The 19,725-nt window shown below is 65.9% G+C and carries 20 protein-coding genes and 1 tRNA gene; 8 read left to right on the forward strand and 13 right to left on the reverse strand.

What is annotated here, in order from left to right:
* Window positions 1-15 precede the first annotated feature (15 nt).
* Window positions 16-89 (forward strand) — tRNA-Pro (locus tag ACIA8X_RS01090).
* Between the two features lie 119 nt (window positions 90-208).
* Here ACIA8X_RS01090 and ACIA8X_RS01095 read toward each other — a convergent pair.
* The 12 genes from ACIA8X_RS01095 to ACIA8X_RS01150 all read right to left on the reverse strand — a co-directional run bounded on the left by ACIA8X_RS01095 (window position 209) and on the right by ACIA8X_RS01150 (window position 11,413).
* Window positions 209-1,717: a tyrosine-type recombinase/integrase gene (locus tag ACIA8X_RS01095; protein WP_393449571.1), complete on the reverse strand. Its 1,509-nt coding sequence runs from the start codon at window positions 1,715-1,717 to the stop codon at window positions 209-211.
* Window positions 1,718-2,611: 894 nt separating this feature from the next.
* Complete coding sequence (locus ACIA8X_RS01100) at window positions 2,612-4,087, reverse strand: ATP-binding protein (RefSeq protein WP_393449573.1); 1,476 nt, start codon at window positions 4,085-4,087, stop codon at window positions 2,612-2,614.
* Window positions 4,088-4,089: 2 nt separating this feature from the next.
* Window positions 4,090-4,926 (reverse strand): DNA primase, encoded by an 837-nt coding sequence (locus ACIA8X_RS01105; protein ID WP_393449576.1) that lies wholly within the window; start codon window positions 4,924-4,926, stop codon window positions 4,090-4,092.
* Window positions 4,923-5,615 (reverse strand): SAM-dependent methyltransferase, encoded by a 693-nt coding sequence (locus ACIA8X_RS01110; protein ID WP_393449579.1) that lies wholly within the window; start codon window positions 5,613-5,615, stop codon window positions 4,923-4,925. Before ACIA8X_RS01110 ends, ACIA8X_RS01105 begins: the two co-directional genes overlap by 4 nt.
* 89 nt (window positions 5,616-5,704) lie before the next feature.
* On the reverse strand, window positions 5,705-6,169 hold the full coding sequence (locus ACIA8X_RS01115) for a hypothetical protein (RefSeq protein WP_393449582.1): 465 nt from the start codon (window positions 6,167-6,169) through the stop codon (window positions 5,705-5,707).
* A 169-nt stretch (window positions 6,170-6,338) separates the two neighbouring features.
* A complete protein-coding gene (traB, locus tag ACIA8X_RS01120) occupies window positions 6,339-8,357 on the reverse strand; it encodes a plasmid transfer protein TraB (protein WP_393450052.1) in 2,019 nt (672 codons plus the stop codon).
* Between the two features lie 57 nt (window positions 8,358-8,414).
* Window positions 8,415-8,981: a plasmid transfer protein TraA gene (gene traA, locus ACIA8X_RS01125; protein ID WP_393449585.1), complete on the reverse strand. Its 567-nt coding sequence runs from the start codon at window positions 8,979-8,981 to the stop codon at window positions 8,415-8,417.
* Between the two features lie 16 nt (window positions 8,982-8,997).
* The gene (locus ACIA8X_RS01130; protein ID WP_393449588.1) at window positions 8,998-9,486 is read right to left on the reverse strand and encodes a hypothetical protein; all 489 of its coding nucleotides are present in this window, start codon (window positions 9,484-9,486) and stop codon (window positions 8,998-9,000) included.
* Window positions 9,487-9,511: 25 nt separating this feature from the next.
* A complete protein-coding gene (locus tag ACIA8X_RS01135) occupies window positions 9,512-9,892 on the reverse strand; it encodes an RRQRL motif-containing zinc-binding protein (RefSeq protein ID WP_393449591.1) in 381 nt (126 codons plus the stop codon).
* Window positions 9,892-10,866, reverse strand: coding sequence for a DUF2637 domain-containing protein (locus ACIA8X_RS01140; RefSeq protein ID WP_393449594.1), 975 nt, complete (start codon window positions 10,864-10,866; stop codon window positions 9,892-9,894). Before ACIA8X_RS01140 ends, ACIA8X_RS01135 begins: the two co-directional genes overlap by 1 nt.
* Complete coding sequence (locus ACIA8X_RS01145; RefSeq protein ID WP_393449597.1) at window positions 10,863-11,153, reverse strand: DUF6303 family protein; 291 nt, start codon at window positions 11,151-11,153, stop codon at window positions 10,863-10,865. Before ACIA8X_RS01145 ends, ACIA8X_RS01140 begins: the two co-directional genes overlap by 4 nt.
* Window positions 11,150-11,413 (reverse strand): DUF6284 family protein, encoded by a 264-nt coding sequence (locus tag ACIA8X_RS01150; RefSeq protein WP_393449600.1) that lies wholly within the window; start codon window positions 11,411-11,413, stop codon window positions 11,150-11,152. Before ACIA8X_RS01150 ends, ACIA8X_RS01145 begins: the two co-directional genes overlap by 4 nt.
* A gap of 772 nt (window positions 11,414-12,185) precedes the next feature.
* Between ACIA8X_RS01150 and ACIA8X_RS01155 the strand changes: the two genes are divergently transcribed.
* Window positions 12,186-12,944 carry a GntR family transcriptional regulator gene (locus ACIA8X_RS01155; protein WP_393449603.1) on the forward strand — a complete coding sequence of 253 codons (759 nt, stop codon included), beginning with the start codon at window positions 12,186-12,188 and terminating at the stop codon, window positions 12,942-12,944.
* Window positions 12,941-13,612, forward strand: a complete 672-nt coding sequence (locus tag ACIA8X_RS01160) for an AAA family ATPase (protein WP_393449606.1) — start codon at window positions 12,941-12,943, stop codon at window positions 13,610-13,612. The genes ACIA8X_RS01155 and ACIA8X_RS01160 overlap by 4 nt, the downstream gene beginning before the upstream one ends.
* Before the next feature lie 3 nt (window positions 13,613-13,615).
* Here ACIA8X_RS01160 and ACIA8X_RS01165 read toward each other — a convergent pair whose 3' ends face one another.
* Window positions 13,616-14,674: a serine/threonine protein kinase gene (locus ACIA8X_RS01165; protein WP_393449609.1), complete on the reverse strand. Its 1,059-nt coding sequence runs from the start codon at window positions 14,672-14,674 to the stop codon at window positions 13,616-13,618.
* A gap of 24 nt (window positions 14,675-14,698) precedes the next feature.
* On the opposite strand from ACIA8X_RS01165, the gene ACIA8X_RS01170 reads away from it, so the two are divergent.
* The 5 genes from ACIA8X_RS01170 (at window position 14,699) to ACIA8X_RS01190 (ending at window position 19,577) form a co-directional block, all read left to right on the forward strand.
* A complete protein-coding gene (locus ACIA8X_RS01170) occupies window positions 14,699-15,157 on the forward strand; it encodes a hypothetical protein (protein WP_393449612.1) in 459 nt (152 codons plus the stop codon).
* A 1,127-nt stretch (window positions 15,158-16,284) separates the two neighbouring features.
* Window positions 16,285-17,499, forward strand: a complete 1,215-nt coding sequence (locus tag ACIA8X_RS01175; protein WP_393449615.1) for a DUF262 domain-containing protein — start codon at window positions 16,285-16,287, stop codon at window positions 17,497-17,499.
* A 14-nt stretch (window positions 17,500-17,513) separates the two neighbouring features.
* Window positions 17,514-18,029: a HEPN domain-containing protein gene (locus tag ACIA8X_RS01180; protein ID WP_393449618.1), complete on the forward strand. Its 516-nt coding sequence runs from the start codon at window positions 17,514-17,516 to the stop codon at window positions 18,027-18,029.
* A 145-nt stretch (window positions 18,030-18,174) separates the two neighbouring features.
* Window positions 18,175-19,248: an HNH endonuclease gene (locus ACIA8X_RS01185; protein WP_393449621.1), complete on the forward strand. Its 1,074-nt coding sequence runs from the start codon at window positions 18,175-18,177 to the stop codon at window positions 19,246-19,248.
* A complete protein-coding gene (locus ACIA8X_RS01190; protein ID WP_393449624.1) occupies window positions 19,245-19,577 on the forward strand; it encodes a hypothetical protein in 333 nt (110 codons plus the stop codon). Before ACIA8X_RS01185 ends, ACIA8X_RS01190 begins: the two co-directional genes overlap by 4 nt.
* The last annotated feature ends 148 nt before the right edge of the window (window positions 19,578-19,725 follow it).

Raw genomic sequence — 19,725 nt, forward strand, 5'->3', positions numbered from 1 at the left:
GACAAGCAGCGACATCGGGGTGTAGCGCAGCTTGGCAGCGCGCTTCGTTCGGGACGAAGAGGTCGTGGGTTCAAATCCCGCCACCCCGACAGAGAAACGCCAGTTCAGGGCCGGTACTGAGAGATCAGTACCGGCCCTGAACTGTTCTCCAGGGGCTCTCTGGAGAAATCCTGGAGAAGATCTTGGAATTTGTCTCCAGACCAGCGCCCTATCCGCGAGCCCTCAGCAGCGCATCCAGAGCAGCAACGGGCGAGCCGGTGCTCATCGCCCGCCGCGTGTCCAACGCCTCCTCCCACATCCCGGTGAGCTCGACCATCAGCGCCTCCCGCATCCTGGGTGTGATGTGGTCATAGCGAGACTGCACCGAGCCGTCCTCGTGCCCCATGCGTTCGTCCATCAGCTTCGGCGGGGTCCCCACCTCTCTCATCAGGGTCTTGTGCGTATGGCGCAGCCCGTGCGGCGTCAGCCCCGGAGCGATCGGCACCCAGCACGCCTCAGCCCGCTTGGAGGCTCTTCGCCCACGTGCGGGAATCCCGGGCCACGGCTCAGCGACCACCGGCACAGGGTGCTCCTCCTGATTGCCGCGTCCGGGATACCGTCCCGTGGCGGCAGGCCGAAAGAGCCAGGTGGCGAAGCCCGAGCGCCGCCAGTGCGCGGCCAACTCCCCCGATCCCGCGTTACGGACGTAGCCGAGATCGGTGACGGCCTCCAGCACCTTCAGGCGAGTCGGCTCCGCCACAGCGTCCGGGCGGTTGAGGACGTTGGAGACCGTGCCTGTCGAGACGCCGGCGCGGCGAGCCACATCGACCAGCTTCGCTCCCGGGCGGCTCGCAGAGCCGTTGGCGGCGCCGTGACCACGGAAGACGTAGGCCAGTCCGTGACACTCGCAAGGCTTCGGTTTCGTCCGGGCGATGTGCCCCGCAACCAGTGCGGCGAGGAAATCCGGGGTGTCAATGTCCCGGTAGGAGTCGTCCTTGGGCGGGCAACGGTGCAGCTCGCCGGTATCCAGCTCGTAGAGCTGCCACTCCACTCGAATGCTCTTCGGCCGGACGAACTCGGTCTCAAGGCCAACGATCTCGCCCCAGCGCATGCCTGTGTAGCCCTTGAGGATGCCGCCAACGAACTCATCGTCCCGGCCGGACAGCAGCGCCATCCGCTCGGCGAGCAGCAGAATGCCGAGCGCTGTGGTGACCGCCTTCTCCGGGCCACGGTTGCGGGAGCGGCCGGCGCGCTTCCCTCGTCCCCGCCGCTTGGTTGCCGGGTTGGAATCGCGCAGTCCCTCGTCGACGGCGTCGGCAAGGATCAGGTGCAGGGTCGCCCGCCATGTCTTGACGCTGGTAGCCGCATAGGGAACGGCGCGTTCGCGCTTCTCCCAAGCGGCAATGTCGGTGCTCAGGATGTCGGCGATGGCGAAATCCTCGAACGCAGGGAGCAAGTGCTCTTCGATGTGCCGCCGGTAGTTCTGCATGGTGGACGCCGCCAAGTCCTGCGCGGCATACCAGCGGTTCACGTACGCACCGAAAGTGATCCGCTCAGGAGGTACCTTCTTCATTCCGGCCAGCAGCTTCGCTTCCTCGGCGTCCGCCGCCTTCTTTGCCGCTGCCTTGGTCCGGAAGCGGATGGCGTCTCCATCTGCATCGCGGACCGTGGCGTACTTGCCGGGCGCGAGCTTGTATCGGCCGCGCCAGTAGCTGCCGAGGTTCTCGGCGTAACCCAACTTGATCTCCTAGTAAACGCGTGTGCCGCCCGGCTGAGGGACCGGGCGGCACAAAGAATCAGGCGGCGTCGGACTGAGATTGACTCTGTCGCGCCCTACGCGGGGTCCTTGACTTCAAGGAGGTGACGGACGCCGCCGTTATGGGTGCCCCGCGCCGCGGTGCAGGTGCGGCTGGAGCAACCGCGTTACTGCTTTCGGCCGGACGGCTCTCGAAGATGCGCATGATCTCTGCAAAGTGCTCAGCTGTGAACCGGTAGCTGCCCCCGGGCTTGGTGAAGGGGATACGTCCCCTGCGAGCCTGCTCCTTCACCCACCACTCCGAGCAGTGGAGCGCCGCAGCGATATCGCTCGGCAGGTAGAGAGAGGGAAGGGCCGGGGGTTCCAGTCGCGGAGCAGTGCTCATGTAGCTACGCCTCCTCGGCGGGGAAGGAAGAATCGCTTGTTCAGGTGAGAGGACGAGGCCCGCGTCTGTCCGAGGTGCGGATTTCTGCGTCATCGCGTCATCTGCGTCATTTATGCGCCTGACCTGCGGTTTTGAGTGACGCAGAGGTTCCGTGGTGTGTCACCGACTCGGGGTGGCGTCCGTCATCGGTGACGGGGGTGACGCGGGTGACGCGGGTGACGCGGAGTGACACAGCCGCGGCCGTCCTGCGTCACCGCTGTCTCGGCAGGTCGCGGGCCGTTTGCCGCCTCGGGATGACGCGGGTGACGCAGCGTCCTTTCTCTTCGGACAAGAGAAGGGGGTGTCTGTTGTGGTGCGGTGCGCCTTACAGCGTGAAGAAGGGGCCGCTTCGCGGCGCGACCCTTGGGCGGCGCGTTGCGCCGAACAGCAAGAAGAGCACGTCTGGCGCGTGGTGCTCTTCTTGCTTCTTCAGGACGGCCGGGCGCCGCCGGTCAGAACGCCGGCTCCTGCTCGTGTGGCGGCGGGGCGGCCGGGCGCGTCATCTCGATGTAGCGGGCCGTTTTGGTGCGCCCCCAGTCGATGAGGACACCACGAGCGGCGAGGGTCGGCTGAAGCCGCTTGAGCCGGTCGGAGAGGACTTTCCCGGTGGTGGGCCAGCCCTTGGGTAGCGTGCGGAAGTCGTCACCGGTGTAGAGGCGGGTAAGGCAGTGGAGCCACTCGGCAGATGTCATCCGCGTCTCTGCGCCCGCTTCGAGGCTGGCGGCATGCTGCAGCACGGTCTGCGCCAGGAGGTCCCCCTCAATGACGTCGTCGTTGAGGTCGTCCAGGCTGGTCCGGTATGCGTTGAGCGCTCCAAGACCGGTCGCCGCGTCCAACTGGGCGCACAGGTGGGCGAAGTCGGCCATGCGCAGGTCCGTGGGGATGTCCGCCTCAGCCGCCCGAACCTTGACCGTGAGATCGAGCAGGGACCCCAGGACCACGGGCAGGACCTCCTCGAACTCCCCCCACAGTTCGGCCTCAGTGCGCCGGACGCGGGGGCGTTCCAGGCGCAGGGGCAAGAGACGCTCGGCGAGGTCGGGCCGGATGACGCCCACGTCGATGCCGGTCAGGAGTAGGGGGCGGCGGTAGCGGGCGCGGACCACGTCGCCGTCGGTGTACAGGGCGCGCTTGATGGTCTCGGCTCCGGTGACGATGCAGCACATCAGGTCGGACAGATCCGGCGCTAGGTGGGAGAGGTTGTCCAGCGCGGTAACCCACCCAGCGGCCACGGCCGCGATCAGGTTCTCTTCGTCCTTCGGGGCCCGGCGCAGGTCGCCGGTCATGCCCTCGATGATCCGCACGAGCATCCGGCCGCCCGTGGACTTGCCCGCGCCCTGGGGGCCAGTGAGGAAGGGAGCGGGGACGGGCACGGAGGGCCCGAGGCAGCCGATGAGCCAGGCGATAGCCAGGCATTCAGTCTCGGCGTTGGCGAAGTTGCACAGCCTCAGCAGGAGATCGATGCCCTTGCCGTCGGTGTCCTTGGCGGGTAGGGGAAGTTCGCCGGTGAGCTGGGTGCGCCGCCAGCAGACTTCCTGCGGGTCGGGGGTGCGGATGTCCCATCCGGTGGGGTGGATACGCACGGACTGCCCGTCGTTGCGGCCCAGGTCCAGCCACGTTGCCCCGTCGAAACCGGGAGCAACGCGGATGTGGACGGGTTGCACGTCCTCGGTCAGCGCGAGTGCCTCGATCAAGTCCAATGCCTCCTTGAGCGCGGTCCCGTTGAACACGCCGTGCCCGTCCTTGAACAGACCGACCATGAGTTCTTGCCGGTGGCTGCCTGAGGTGCCCTGGGAGCGGATCGGGCGTGCCACTGGGTGGCCGTTCTTCTGCGCAAACACGGTTCCGTCCGCGGTGCGGAAGTAGCGGAAGTGGGCCTGTGCGTAGCCCGCGATTACGTCACGGGCCGGGGTCTTCTCGTCGTCGGACATGTCTACAGCCCCAACCTCGTACGGGCGTTGGTCCACGCGTCGGTGCAGTGCCTAGCCGATTCGCCCTTGCCCTGAGCGGCGGTGAACAACCTGGCAATGTGGGCGTCGGTGAGGCAGCCGCACCGGCCGTGTGTGGACAGCACGGCGAGGAAGGTGCGGTAGACGGTGGTGTGCACCGCGCTGGAGGCTTCAGTGATCTGCTGTTCGGCCATGGCGATGCCCCGTTCGAGGTAGGCGGGCGTGCGGTGACGGCATTCGCCTCCTCCCGCCGACGCGAGCACGGCGACGGCCCGCGGTGCGGGGACCATGGGGGGTTCCTTCACGGCGAGCGCGCGCACGACGTCCGGCAGGGCGGTCATGGTGCCGGTGCCCCGGCCGACCCACCGCGCGTAGGCCATCGTCGACTTGATGTCCACGCCGGGCCGTACGGCATTCATGGAGCCCATGGCGCCCTGGTAGATCCAGTGTTCGCCGCGTGTGGTGGTCACGGTCTGGGTGGTCGGCAGGGTCTGCTGTGCCCAGGTGATGGCGTCCGGGTTGTCGAGGTCGACGACAGTGAGGTCGGCTCCGCCGGGGGTGTAGGCCACCGCTGCCGCCTTGCGCCACGCTCGCGCCCACGCAGGGGAGTCGAGGACGTGGGGGTTAGTCGTGGCGGCGGCCCAGCCGTGGCAGGGCGCCGGGCAGGTGCAGGGGCCGGGGGTCTTCATGTTCGGTCGGCCACCACACGCGTTGCCGGCGCATGCCGGGCAGTTCCCGAACGGCAGCTTCCCCGCCCTAAGCGGCAGCGGCGGGATGCCGGAGGCAGCGAGCCGCAGTGCGATGTGCAGGTGCTCGTTCATGCCGCCGCCTCCAGGACGGGGGTAAGCGCGGTGAGGGCGGCATGGCCGATGTGGTGGGCGTAGGCGGGCGGGATGCACTCGCGGATGCCGTCCCGGTTCATCCACGGCACGCCCATGACCCGGCGGGCGAGGTCGACGCCGGAGAAGTTGCCGACGAACTGTCCGTAGTGGCTGGGCGGGACGGGCCGTCCCATCTTGGCCTGCGGCACCTGGTGCCCGGGGTGGTCCGGCTGGTCGAGAGTGAAGCCGCCGCCGGTCTCGAAGTACCGGTGTCGGTAGGTGGCCAGGCGGAACATGGGCCCGCACAGCATCACTGGCCGGTGCAGCTTGGGCACCGCGCCCCGGACGTTCTCCATCACCCACGGCCGCCCGGTCGCTTCGAGGGCGGTGCGGGTGGGGGCGATCAGGTCGGGGTGCTGGTTGCCCTGAATGCGCTGGCAGTCGCTGTCGTGCTGGCACGGCGGCGAGGCATGGATGAAGTCGAACTCTGTGCCGTGTTCGAGGACGAACGCAACCGCGTCGGCCTGGATGAAGGCGTACGGGTAGCGCGGCTGCGGGGCGATGTCGACGCCGGTCACGTCGAACCCGGCATCGGTGTAGCCCTTGCCGGCGCCGCCCTGGCAGCAGTACAGATCCAGCAGGCGCGGCTGTCGGGCGAGCACTCGCCGGATGGGGGTGGGTTGGGTCATCCTGGAGGTCTCCAGTTCCTTGTTGGGTGACTGGCTGGCAAGGGCGGCCCCGGTTCTTTGGCGAGATGCGGGGGCCGCTCTTGGCGTAGCTAGCCGTGGAAGTGACTGCGCTTGATCACTGCCTTGCGGATGTGGATCGTGCTGCCGCTCGCGCCGTTGGTGATGGTGCGGGCGGGCATGCGCAGGGCGAGGACGATGAGGGCGATCCACATGGCGGCGCCGGAGCCGAAGCCGGCGGCGGCGCTGATGATCTCGCCGACGCCGTAGCCGACGCCGGCGGACAGCGCGCCCCCGCCGATGCCCGCGCCGATGAAACGCTGCGCCACGGGGTCGAGCAGGGGCAGCGGGGTGAGGTCCCGCGGCTCCGGCATGGGCATGGGCGCCGGGGCGAGGTGTTTGGGCATGGGGACCATGCGGCCGTAGGCGTCGGGCACCCACACCACCGCCTCCCGCTCCCCGTACAGCTCCACTGCCGCGGCGGTGGGGTCGCAGGGGGCGAGCGGCTCGGGATGGTGAAGTTCGACCGGGGCGGGCTGCCGTTCGAGGTGCGCCACGAGGGGCTCCCTTCGGGAACAGCCGCGGGCCCGCGCCAGGGTGTGAGGCGGGCCCGCGGGCGGGTGTTAAGTGACGGTGTGAGGGGTGTGATCGGCCGCTGTTAGGGCGGGTAACACGTGTGCATGCCTAGGGGTTTGGGTGTTAGGCGGGCGTAACGCGTTACGGGTGTCAGGCGGCTGTTAGGGCGGGAACGATGCGCCACCGGCCGGTGGTGTTCGTGGCGTCCAGCCGCCCCTCCTGTGCGGCCTCCTTGAGGCGCAGGGAGACCCATGAGCGGGAGAGCTGGTGGCGGTCGCACCAGTCGGTGAAGTCCTTCGGACCGACGACCATGCGGCCCTCGTCCTCGAACTCCGCCAGCGCGTCGGCGAACAACTGCCGCGCCGCCTCCGGGGACGGCTTGTGCCCAGCTTCCTGCCCGAAGATCGGGGAGTCGTCGCCCTCCTGCGCCTCCGGCAGTTCCGCCTCGGGGTCGATGTCGGCGTCTTCCGGATCGACCAGCAGACCGCCGTACTCCATCTCGTCCTCCTCGGGGACGGCCCGCAGCGCCGTCGGCTGCACGGCATCGGCTTCGGTGGCGCGGCCGGAGTAGGCGCGGCCGGCCACCCCGGAGGCAGCCCCGGCCGTAATGGGGTCGGCGCTGGCGCCGTTGTGCTGCGCCCACGCGGCCAGTTGCTCCATGACGGGCACGGCGCGGGTGGTGAAGCGGCGGGTGCGGCCCGGGGAGGGGTAGCGGTCCTCGGGGATGCCCGGGGAGACGACGTAGCAGTAACCGGGGCGCCGGTTGCCCCACGCGCCGGGGTGGGCGCCCGCGTCGATGACCGTCTCCGGCAGCGAGAACCCCTCATCCCGCGGGTCGCAGCCCAGTGCGATCACGGACGGGAGGGATGCGCGGGTGGAGGTGGACATCTGGTCGTAGGACGGCCGCTGCAACGAGACGATCAGAGAGATGCCCGCCGACCGCGCCTCCTGAGCGATCCCGGTGAACGTGTCGTCCCCGAGCGCGCGCAGGGTGTTCGCGGCCTCCTCGAACCAGGTGACCAGGAACGGCATCCCCTCACAGCCGCAAGCGCGGCCGTCCGGGCGGCAAGAGTGCTCGGGGTCGTTCTGTGTCTCGGCTGCCGCGGGCACCCACTGGCGGTAGCCGTGCGCTCCGAGCCAGCGGGTGCGGGCGGGGATGACCGCTTCGACCGCGGCCACCATGACCTCGGTCTGGCTGCCGCCCTCAACACCCCAGTCCAGGCCCGGCCGGAGCGGGGCGAAGTCCTGGAACGCCTTGGGGTCGGAGAACCACACGATCACGTCCCGGCGGGAGAGGATCTCCGTGAGCAGGTTCAGGGCGGCATCACCCTTGCCGGAGCCGGTCCCGCCCGCGATCAGGCCGTGGGTGGAGTTGCGGCCCGCGTCCGGGTCACCCGGCAGCCACATCACGAGAGCAGAGCCGTCGTCGTAGCGGCCGATGACCAGCGGGTCGGCGATCGAACCCCCAAGGTTGGAGGGGCCCTCCCACTGCACCTCTTGGGACAGCATGTCCTCGGGGACGATGACCAGCTCGCCGCGCCGGACGGAGTCCGGGTCGGGCGTGTAGCGCACGGCGGACGTCGGGAGATCGAGCGCGGACGCGATCCGTACCAGGGCCTTGGTGACGTCGTCGTTGGTCTGCTCGCCCGGTTGCAGCGCGATCGGCGCGGTGACCCGGTTCGGTTCCACCTTCGCCGCGCCGATCTGCGCCCGCGCCAATCCGACCTTCTCCAGCAGGCCCCCGTCCGAACTCCCCACGGTGCCGTCGGGGTTGTGGCGCATGACCATGCGCACGTTCCACGACAGCGCGACCGCCGGGCCGCCCATGAGGAACAGGTCGTCGATCGGCCCGGCCGTGGGTCCGGCCAGGCAGGCAGCCGTGACCCACGCCGACCCGGCCGCCACGGTGACGGCAGAGTGGAGGCGGCGCTGCTTGCTGATGCCCTTGCCCGCGGCCCACGCGACGCCGGTCAGGGCGACGGAGGCGAGGGTGAGGCCGACGCCGGCCGCCGCGCTGTCGGGCCACTTCTCGTGTCCGATGGCTCCGGCCGCGCCGGTCGCGATCCAGCCGAGCCACGGCGGCAGATGCGGCTTGGCGCGGTGCAGGAGGTAGGCGCGGATGGTGCCGTTCTCCGGCCCGGCCTGCATCTGCGGCAGGTAGCCGGGCATGCCACCGTCGGGGTAGTAGGCGCTCATGTTGTGGTCGCGGGCCATGGCCCAACCTCCTTACTGCTGGGCCCAGTTCATGACCGGCTGTGCCGGCTTGCGGGCGCGGTGACGGACGCGGTTGATCTCTTCCTCGAACTCCTGCTGGAAGGTCGCGTAGCAGGAGGCTGCGTTCTTGGCCGCGTCTCGCAGGGCGTCGGCGGACTTGCGCATCTTGCGGGAGACCTTGCGGGCTCGGATGCGGGAGCCGAACGCGCGGCCCTCGGGGTCCGGCACGGCCGCCAGCACGCCCTGGATGATCTCGGCGGCCATGGCCACCTCAATGGACAGCATCACGCCGGCCGCCCGCAGGGAGTTGCAGTAGTTCCTGACCTGAGCGGGGGAGCCGAACTCCGGGGCAGGCAGCAGGGAATCGGAGTGGCCACGGCCGCCGTTGGCACGTCCGGCATTTTTGGTGTTGTTGACGGTAACGTTGATCGGGGGGACGAACGAGCTGCCCATCGCGCCGACGAACCCGCCCACGGCGGCGCCCGCGTTGGCGAACTTGGCGCCCTTGTTCTGCGGGTTCGCGCCGTTGCGGTTGTTCGCCGGCGGTCGCCGACGCTGGCCGTTGGTGGTCTGAGCCATCAGACGATCTCCTCAGCTAGTGGGTGCGGCGGACGATGAGCCACGCGGACTGCGCGACGATCAGGCCCAGCAGCCAGACCAGGCCGAGCGGGCCGGACAGCGGGCCGAACCCCGCGGCCAGCGCCGCCCACGCACCCGCAAGGGTGGCGACCGCGGCAAGGCCGATACGCCAGACCAGCGTGGAACCGTGGCCGGGCCGGCGGCGCTGCATGATGCCGAGCCAGACCGCCGGCGCGATGGCCAGCGGCGCGAGGACCAGCCCCGACCACCAACCCAGCACGTGCAGGAGGGCGGTCACGATCAGCGCGAGCACGGCGAAGCCGGTGGGGGCGAGCGCGTGGCGGAAGCGCCACAGGGCGCGGCCCAGGAAGCCGAATGCCTCGCGGGTCAGGGAGGGGCGGTCGGGGACGACAATCAGGAACGGCTGCGAGCGGCGCCCGCGCTGATGCGGGATACGGACGGTGTGGATGCCCGCGGCGCCGCGGGATCGGGTACGGCTGGACACAGCGAAACTCCCAGGTCGGAGGGGTTTAGGCGGCGCGCTGTTCTTCGGCGGCCAGGCACAGGCCGCAGATGCCGTGCGAGATGGGGATGCAGTAGCCGACGTCGAGTCGGCAGCTCGGGCAGGTGCGGCGGGCGAGCATCGCCAGCGCGAGGGCGCCCCACTTGCGCGAGGTCATCGGCCTAACCGGCTTGGCCAGGTCCTCGCGGTAGAGGAAGGCGACGCGGGCGGCGTGGTGACGGTTGAGGACCATGACCTGTGCGGCAATCGGCTGCCCTCCGGGCCGTAACCCCTTCGCGCGGAGTTGGCGGCGGGTGGCGTAGCCGTCCGGGGCCATGCGCCATGGGTAGGTCGGTATGCCGAAGCGGGCCCCGTTCGGGTCGAAGCACTTCGCGTACGCGGTCGCCATCAGACCATCACCCCATCAGCCTCGAACGCGGGGTGGCCGACATCGCGGAACTCCTGGAAGCGGGTGGACACCCACCCCACCGACCAGCCGCACAACTCAGCAGCCGACCGCACCGGCAAACCCGCCTCGAACGCGGCCTGCACGATCTGGCGGGCACGGTCCTCGGGGAGCTTCTCGGCAGCGGGCCCTGCAGCCAGCAGCGCGGCGCATTCACGCTCGGCCCGCGCCTGACGCTCAGCCTGTTCACGGCGTTCACGCTCCGCCCGCGCGGCCCGCTCCTGCGCGGCACGCTCAGCGGCCTCGCGCTCACGGCGTTCACGCTCCCGCGCCTGCTGTTCACGCTCTCGCTCAGCGCGTTCACGCGCCTCCCGCTCAGCCCGCTCACGGGACTCGGCACGCTCGGCCTGCTCACGGATCAGGCGGGCTTCGTGTTCACGCTGTTCACGCGCCAGCAGCGCCGTGTGCTCGCGCTCCTCACGGGCCAGCCGCGCGGCCGTCTCACGCCGCTCGGCAATCGCACGCTCGCGGGCTTCGCGCTGAGCCTGCTGCCGGGTCTCCAGCTCGGTCACGGCGGCGGCGATCGCGCGCCGGTAGGCGAGCCCGGTTTCCGCGGTGACGATCAGCAGGAGGGGTGCGACCGCGTGCACAGCCACCCCGACCAGGTCGTTTTGCAGGGCGGAGTCGGCGACGTTGAGAGCCAGCGTCATGCAGCCGGTCATCCAGCGCAGCACGATCGGCCACCGCCCGCCGTGGCCCCCGAGCCGGGCCAGCACCGCATCGAGGCGGACCACGATGACCACCGCGGCATCGACGACCAGGGGCAGGATCGGCGCGGTCCACTTCCACTTGTCGGGGGTGTGAGCGGCGGCGAGCGGGGTGACGGTGAGGATCGAGTAGAGCATCGCCCCGGCGACGATCAGCCACGTGCCGACCGACAGCGCGCGCTCGGCTGAACGGATCTGAACGGCGTTCACGCGCCCGCCCCCGCCCATGAACGCACCTGCACGGCGGCGATCAGAACGACCGGCGAGGCAGGGTCACCGTAGGTCTCGCTGTCCTCGGTCCACGCCCAGTCCGCGCCCGGCACCGGCTCGAAGCCGAGCACACTGAGCGCTTCCGCGCGCTGCGTGAACGTCGGCACCGCGAGCGAGCCGACGAAGGTGAACTCCGGCCAGCGCTCCGTGGTGTTCAGCAGCACCACGTACACGCGCCACTGGCCCTTGAACACGGACATCAGCGCCGTGAACGTCTGCGCCGTCACGCCCCGACCCCCGACGCCGTGACCGCGTGGTTGATCAGCTCAACCCGTGCGGCCAGCGCCCGGCGGCGGGCCCGGCGGATGCGCCGCTGGTCCAGCTCGCTCGGGGTGCGCTCGAGGGTGGCGATGTGCGCGTCCAGCAGATCGATGTCCGCGAGGATGACCGGCATCTCGCGCTCGATCGCGTCCAGCTCCGCATCCGTCGGCTCGATGAAGTCGGCGAACGCAGTAACAGCGTCCTGAACAGTCACGATGGGGTCCATAGGGTCGTGGTCCTCTCACAGGTGAACGGCCCGAACAGAGCCCCCGGAGTTGCACCTCCGGGGGCTCACGCCGTTGAAGTCGGAAGATCCGGCTCCCCGCGCTTCCGTCCGTCCCCCGGCCGCAAGCGCGGAACGGGGTACGGACGGAAGAGGCAGCCGGCCGCAGCGTCCAGTGCTGCGAAGCCAGGGCGGACCGGAAGAAGGAGGGCGCCGCCGGCCGGTCCATCGCGGCGGTGCCTTGGTATGTCGTCGGCCCATGCCGACCTCCCGCGAATCGCAGGTACACGGCTTTCACCGGTCCGCCGTTGCCACAGCGGACAGGCCCCGAGCCGGGAACATCGGGTGCGTCATCGTCACTGCTCTGACGCCAGCAGGGCAGCGTGCGGCAGGTGGCACCACGAGCGGCTGACCTCCCGGAAGGAAGGGATGATCCGCGCGAGTGTTCTCCAGAGCTGACGCACGGGCAGGGCACGTTCACCTGCCACGAAGTGGCTGCCAACGGCCATCACCCCGGCCGTTCGGGGGACGGGACTCGTAGCCCGCCAGAGTTGAATCTCTATTTAATTCTCAACGAACGGTCGCTGCCTTCGTACTGACCCCTGCGGGCTTTCCTCCGGGCTGCGCCCGCCATGAGTACGGGCGCATCAAGGTGCAGTGACTCCCGATCGATGTTCCGACCGACGAGCACATCCCTAAGGTTCCCTAGGGTTCCCTGCGGTGTCAAGCGGTAAGCTAGGGAACCTCAGGGAACCGAGGCAAAGGAGCAGGAGAAATGGCCGGTCAGGCCGACAATCGGGCGCCGTACGCGAAGATTGCCGCCCACTACGCGGAGCTGATCACGTCCGGTCAGCTACCGCCGGGGACGCTCCTGCCGAGCATCAAGAACCTGTCGGAAGCGTGGAGCGTCAGCACGGCCACGGCCGAGAAGGCGTTGCGCAAGCTGCGCAACGAAGGCATGGTCCGGGGCATCCACGGGATCGGAACGGAAGTCCTAGATCAGCCCGGCCCGATGTCGTCAGGGTCTCAGCGTCAGGACCGGGGCCGCCGTACCGGATCAAGTTGGGGCTCCGGCGAGCGGTCTGACTCGCACAAGGCTGACGTGGTCCCTGCGCCTCTGGAAGTGGCGCAGGCTCTGGCTATCGAGCCTCGCTCCGACGTGATTCGCCGTAGCCGGGTGTACCGGGACCGACACGGCATCGTGGCGCACAGTACGTCTTGGATCCCTGCTCGGTACGGGAAGCTGATCCCGCAGTTGGCGAGGAGCGAGCGATTGACCGGAGGCACCTCACTCCAGCTCATCGCTGAGGCGACCGGCCTCCCGATCAGTCATCGGATCGACACCGCCTCAGCACGCCTGCTGACGTCGGAAGACACTCAGCTCTTGGAGTTGGACCCGGAGAACCCGCCTGCGGAACCCGTTGTCGTGATGACCGCGAAGTTCATCGACAGCGAGAACAACGTCGTGGAATACGGCGTTGACCTCGGCGGCCCCGGTCGCACATGGCGGACAGAATCGGAGGTCTCCCCGTGACGACTTTGGATGACACGCTCCTGAGCGTGCTTGAAGATCGGATGGGCGCCTTACTTACCGCCCGCCGTATCGGCACGCTCGCGCCCGAAGCCGAAGTGGAGATCTCCGCGATTTCCCAGACCCTCACGAGACCGATGACCCCACGTGCACCCTTCTGCGTCCTCATGGCCGGACTCCCTGGCTCCGGCAAGACCACGCTTTCCCGAACCCTCACCGATCGCGGGTTCGTACGCCTGTGCCCGGATGAGGAGATGTACCGCCGGCACGGCGTGTACGGGGTGGACTTCCCGAGAGGCACCTTCCCCACCCTTGAACGGCCGGTGCTTGAGGATGTCGCGGTTGAACTGCGCGAACTGCTTCAGGCGGGGCGTGACGTCGTGGTTGACCATGGCTTTTGGACTCCGGACGATCGCGCCCAGTGGCGAGCCATCGCGGTCGACGCCAGCGCAACTCCGCTACTGGTTTATCTCGAAGCGAGCCACGACGAACTCTGGTCAAGGATCAACAAGCGCAACGAATTCCACGCCGACGATCCGAACTCGATCTACTTCTCCGAGAGTGACCTTCAGCGCTACCGCACTCGCTTCATTCCTCCCGGGGCAGACGAACCGCATCTCACATATCACGGCGATCCTGTGGCCGTGATTGCGGCCCTCGATGCTGCCTGATCCCTATAGTTTCTTCATCGTCTTGCGAAGTTCGGTTAGAAGTTGCGATGGCGTCAAATCTTGCTTCTCGTGCTGCCTTCCCCGGCGCCCCGTTGAGAGCTGAACCTGGACTGTAAACTTTCCAGACTTCTCGCGTACGGCGCACACTACTACCCCCAATGTGGTTTTTGTGGCGCCACCGAGGAAGCATGCTTCATGTCCCTGATGGGGATCGATTCGCCGCCAAGGGCGAGGGTAGTGAGAACACGAAGCAAGTTGATTGGCGAAGTCCTGCGCGCTCTTAGGCCGTTGGGCTGGATCGAGAGACAGTGCCTGCTCTACTGTGCGGACAACGCTCAGTGAAACGTGTGGGGCAATGGAACGTAGATCCAAGAATTTCCGAGAAAGGATCTTCTGTCTTCTCTCTTCGTTCTTCATGCTGCGTGGGCCGGTGGGGTAATGGCCGGTAAGCAGGTAGAAGACGGTGGCTGCCAGAGAATAGATGTCCGTGGCGATCGAGCACCCAGGATCCTCCGGAGATACCACTTCGGGTGCAACGGTAGCGTACGAGCCAGTTGCTGAAGTCTTGCCGTGGGCATCCATCGCCGCCGCCATACCTAGATCGCCCAGCAGTACCTGCCCTTTGTTATCCAAGTACGCATTGCCGGGCTTCACATCGCGGTGCAGCAAGCCTTCCCGGTGCATGCGATCCAACCCATAGCCCAGGTGCTCTCCCCAACGAACCGCAGACAGGGAGTCCACGCCGAAGCCGTCTGCGACCTCCTCAAGATCGCCACCGGTGATCACGGGCGTAGTGATGTATCGAATGTCTGTGTCATCAACGAGGTCGGCGTTGAGTACCGGAAGGAGATACGGGCTGCGCAAGCGTTCAAGAACCTGCGCCTCATCCCATGTGGCAGGTTCGTTCTGCTTCGGGGTCAGCAGCTTGAGCGCCACCTCGTTTCCCAGATGATCATCTGCGACGCGGAAGACCTGGCCGTTTGAGCCGCTGCCGAGGTGCCCGAGTACCCGGTACCGGCCATCGATACGGTCGCCGGTTTGGGCGGCCGGGAGTGCAGACATGCCCAACACCCTATAGTGCTTGTCATGTTGGTGGTGGGAGTGAGTGTTGGGTTTCCAACGCCGGGCAAGCCTGTGGTCAGCCTCGTCCTCCTGGAAGGAGGGCGGGAGGCTCCGGTGTTCGTGGAGTCCTGTGAGATCAAGACGGCCGAGAAGGAGGTCGTTGATCAAATCATTGACCTTGGCCGCAAGTTCCATAGTAAACTCTCTGGGTTTAAACCAGAGGTTGTAGTGCTACGCATTGCCGATATTCCGACGAGGGCCAGCAGGGCGGCTGGTCCGCGGCATCGCCTGATGATTGAGGGCGCGCTGGCCTATGTGTGTAACGAACAGAAGATACAGAATGTCGAGCTGTGCTCTGGCAGAGAAGTCGGAATTGCACTCGGAATGAGCAAGGCTGATGCTTTGGCTTGCGGGGAGCGTCTTGATGCGAAACACCCTGAGGCTGCCTCGGCAGGAATTGTCGCCTTGCCGTCAGAGTCCTGAGTCAGTGGTGCGGCCGCAAGCTTGCCAGGAATTAGGGCGAGCTGCGTTTAGTACAACGAGTTCGTCTACGCCGCAATCAGCGGCAGCGGCAGCGACGTCTGTTACCTGGTGTAGCACGGCCGCCCGAATGTGGTCAGCGCCGGCGTGACGAGCTGTTCGGGCAGCTTTCGCGACAGAGGTGCCGCTAGCAAGGTTTACGTCGATGATCAACACCTTGGATCCTGTGCTTCCATCACCAGTGAGACGCATTAGGCCATCGGACGCAAGGAGTACGGCACTTACTAGGCGCTCTGCTACGGGGCTAGCCGCGATCACCGTTTGCGCTCCGAAGGCATGCGCAACTTCCGTGACCTGCTCCACCGCGGCACGCAACTGGTCAGGCTGCGCGAGTCGATCAACGTTGGTCTGCGCCGTTCCGACAGCCGCTAGCAAGTCGCTCATGCACGTCACCCCTCATGCTTTCAGCCCGCTGCCTTGCCTCAGTCTCGCCCGTTCAACGAGGCGTTGCCAACACCGTTGCGCAAGCCGTTACCGAAGCCACGCAGGGGACGAAAACCGGTTGCCTCAGCGGTGTGCTTGGGTCACATCGGCGAAGGAAAGCATCCTACTTCCCGAGCGATTCCGGTGTCAGAACGTCCCATAGAGTGGTCGAGCCGTCGGTGACTTCAGCTTCCAAGGTCCGGACGGGCCACCGCGTGCTACGCCTCGTCGCGGGAGCTGGAGATTGGCAAGCGTTCGGTCAGCGGTCGCTGGTGCGTGTCTGCGGGCGCCAGGTAGAGCTGCGGTACCAAGATCGGTAATCCGTCGGTCGGCTGTGTCCGAGGGGGCTACCGTGAGCCAGTTCCCCCAGACGTCTCCCAAACTGACCCCATCCACCCGTAGTCCCAGGTCAACGAGGACAGAGGCATCCGGCTGTAAATCTGTCGGCTCAGCCTTCCCAGGTTCGAATCCTGGCGCCGCCACTCTGAAAGAGGAAGCAGGGCAAGCACTGCCGAGACGGGTGCGGCTCGATTCCCTGTATCGCCAAAGCTCACTGCGTTCGCTCGCCGGCAGCCGATCCGCTCCCCTGACGCCTGACACATCGTTAAAGTGTCGATCTAGGCATCGACGCGGCAGGGAGCAGGCCAGTGACGGAGCAGGACCTCGACGAGCCCGGATTCGACCAGGAGTCTGACCTCAAGCACCTCAACGTCAAGGAGCTTTCCGAAGACGAGGTCATCAGCCAGATCGACGAGTACGAGATCGTCGCCTCACCTAACGATTTCAACACCAAGACGATCAATAGCTTCATCGAAGAGGGCGCGATCAAGATCCCCCCGTTCCAGAGGAATTATGTCTGGGACCGAAAGAGGGCATCAAAACTAATCGAATCACTCATCCTCGGACTCCCGGTCCCGCAGGTATTCCTTTACGAGGAAGGGAATAATGACTTCCTCGTAATTGACGGCCAACAAAGGTTGATGACCGTATTCTTTTTCGCTAAGGAGAGGTTTCCTCGCAAGGATAAGCGGAGCACCATCCGCAAACTCTTCAATGCAGAGGGCGGAATCTCTGAGGAAATCCTCCAGGATGACGACTACTTCGAGAATTTCAAGCTCAGCCTTCCGAGCCTCCCGGGAGAGAAGAAGAACAAGTTCGCAGGGCGGACCTACTCTACACTTGCCGAGTTCAAGCGCCAGTTCGACCTGCGAACAATTCGGAATGTGATCGTAAAACAGGTAAGTCCCGCAGATGACGACTCCGCCATGTTCGAAATGTTCAACCGATTGAATACTGGAGGCGTCAACCTCAATCCTCAGGAAATCCGTGCGAGCTTGTACCATTCGCAGTTCTTCCAGGGTATTTTCGACCTAAACGAAAACGCCAAATGGCGTGAACTCCTCGGATCCTCGGAGCCGGATTCCCGCATGAAGGATATGGAGATCATCCTCCGTAGCCTTTCCTTGCGCGAAGGGACCGACGGTTACGCCGGCTCCATGACGGGTTTCGTCAACCGCTTCTGCAAGAAATCAAAGAAGTTCGGACCCGAGAAAATCAAACAAACCGCAGATGAATGGTCCTGGTTCATGGAACTGAACCGCGACTCCGCTCGAAGCACGTATCAGGCAGGATCCGCCCGCTTCAGCCCTCTGCTCTTCGAAGCCATCTATGTGGCCGCACTCAACCTCAAAAAGGAGGGGGTGAAAATTCCGCACCTCCGGCCTGAGTGGATTGAGCACATCGGAAAGAGCAAGCGCTTCAGCCAGTACGCACAAGAGGGGTCCACCAAAACGGCTAACGTGAAGGGAAGGCTAACCGAAACTCAACAGCTGCTTGGCGAACTCATTGGCAATGCCTCATGAGCAGGGTCGCAAGGATGTACGCCGACCACCGAGGCGTTCTCGACTACCTCAGCGACCAACAGCAGGCATCTCACCACGCGACTCTGCAGATCACCTTGCCTAAGGTGCTTCTTCTGGCCGCCGCCAGTGAATTCGAAGACAGGGTGTCCCAGGCACTCAGGGATCACATCGCCGAAAATACCCTGGACTCGAAAATTGTCGACCTGGTGGACCAAAGTGCAATTCGCATGAAATATCACAGACTCTTCAACTGGGATACAAGAAACGCAGGACAGTTCTGGTCCCTTTTCGGCCCCGAGTTCAAAGCAGGGATGAAGCAATATTGCCGCGACGACCCGGACTTGACTCGCCATATCAGCGCCTTCATGGAACTCGGCTCGCTCCGCAACAACATGGTTCACAACAACTATGCGAGCTTCGTCCTAGATAAGACCCTGGCTGAGGTATACGAGCTTTACGAACTTGGCGACTTGTTCGTTAAGCAAATTCCCGAGTTACTGAAGCTTTCTTTCAAGCAGGCCGAAGAGTGAAAGGCCCTAAGCGGACTCGTCCCGGCACAGCGGTGCCGGGGCGCGACACCGTCGTTTTCCGGTCTTCCTGGGCAATCAGACTGCGAATTGGCTGATCAGCACGAAATCGCTCCCGTGGTGCCAGTCTCCGGCCTAGTCTTCGGACATGCGTAGAGGAGCGATCACTCGGGGGTCCGTGCTCAAGGCTGTTGCTGAGCACGATGAGGCAGGACGCGAGGATTTCCTGTCGAAGTACGGCTTCGGTGAGGCCCGCTCGTATGTCCTGGTCCACGAGGGGCGGGAGTACGACTCAAAGGCCATAGCCGGAGTGGCACACAAGTGGGATCAGGGGCGGGCGCTGGCTGCTGATGAGTTCAGTGGGGGCAAGGACCACGCAGCCGCTTGGTTGAAGCGTCTGGGCTTCCAAATCAGAGCGGTCAAGAATCCCGACTGGGCACGCGACGAGGTCATCCTTGCCTGCGATCTGGTCATGGGAAACGGCTGGAAGGGTCTGGACGTACAGGACCGCCGGGTCATCGAACTGTCTGCTTTGCTTCAGCTGCTACCTCTTCATGCTGACGCTGACCGCAACGACAAGTTTCGTAACCCCAATGGGGTGGCCCGCAAGACGTTTGACATCGCTACCCGGCACCCTGACTACCGCGGCAAGCCCACAAACGGTGGCGCCTTGGATGTGGAAGTCCTCCACGAGTTCCTTGCCCGGCCGGGTGAGATGACCGAGGTGGCCCGCCTCCTCCGGCAGGGCATCAGCACTGGCGAGCTTCAGGACCTCGCTCAGGCTGACGACGAGGAGCTTGACGACGACTTCAGCGCGCCCGAAGGGCGGTTGCTGTTGCGCCGGCATCGGGCACGGGAACGAAACAAGGGGTTGCGTAAGAAGAAGATCGCCTCCGTCCTCCGGAAGGGCGGCAGCCTCGCGTGCGAGGCATGCGGATTCGACTTCGAGGAGGTCTACGGCGAGCGCGGAGCCGGTTATGTCGAGTGCCATCACGTCGTGCCTCTGCACGAGGCCGGCGAAGGGACGACCAAGCTCAGCGATCTTGCACTCATCTGCGCGAACTGCCATCGCATGATCCATCGCCGCGCGCCTTGGCCCACTCCTGCCGAGCTGGGGGGCGCCATCACGCAGCGCCGCCAATCACGGCTTCGTGGTACCACCGTCGGGAAGCAGCGCGGCGAGGCTGCCGCAAATTCCGACATCCAGGAGGGACAGCGGTGACGGATCCAGCAGACCCTGTGTTGCTCTTCGACGAGGACGGCCGCATGTTCATCCTGCATGAGCCAGCCCTGGCTGATGACCTGATCGAGTCAGTGGATGAGTTCTTCGAAGGCTACGACGGTCTCGGCCGCCCCGTCCGTGCGTACGGAGAGCCGGGGCGCGTTGCTCTGGCTTTGGCTGCCGCGGAACCGCAGGACAACGAGCTGCGCGCACGAGTCGAGCGCTACTACTTTGTCTTCGCGGCCCGGCATCCCACTCGCATCCCTCCCCAGGAAGCCGACCTTGCGACTTTCATTCGCGCCGTGGCGGAAGACTGGATCGAGGAGTAGGACGCTCTGGAGAAAACCTGGAGATGATCTTGGAGTTGAGACCTCCGGGCGCCAACGGAAACCAACGCATCCCAACGCCCTGACCTGCACCTTTGAAGTGGTCCGCCGGTCGGCGATCTTCCAGGGCCTAATTCGGGACGAAGAGGTC

Source organism: Streptomyces sp. NPDC051738 (genome assembly GCF_044453205.1).
Lineage (GTDB): Bacteria > Actinomycetota > Actinomycetes > Streptomycetales > Streptomycetaceae > Streptomyces.